Source organism: Psychrobacillus sp. PGGUH221 (assembly GCF_042055255.1).
Classification (GTDB): Bacteria; Bacillota; Bacilli; order Bacillales_A; family Planococcaceae; genus Psychrobacillus.
On record NZ_JAQMHQ010000053.1, the window covers coordinates 1 to 255 of the forward strand.

The following is a 255-nucleotide window of genomic DNA, read 5'->3' on the forward strand; positions in this document are numbered from 1 at the left end:
CCCAGTGTGGCCGATCACCCTCTCAGGTCGGCTACGCATCGTCGCCTTGGTGAGCCGTTACCTCACCAACTAGCTAATGCGCCGCGGGCCCATCCTGTAGTGACAGCGAGATGCCGTCTTTTAACATCCCCCCATGTGAGGGAATGGATTATTCGGTATTAGCCCCGGTTTCCCGGAGTTATCCCAATCTACAGGGCAGGTTGCCCACGTGTTACTCACCCGTCCGCCGCTAAATCAGAAGAAGCAAGCTTCTTC

Annotated in this window: 1 rRNA gene; it reads right to left on the minus strand. The window is 56.5% G+C overall.

The window, feature by feature from the left end:
* A 16S ribosomal RNA gene (locus tag PGC35_RS22155) occupies positions 1-255 on the minus strand; the annotation flags it as partial.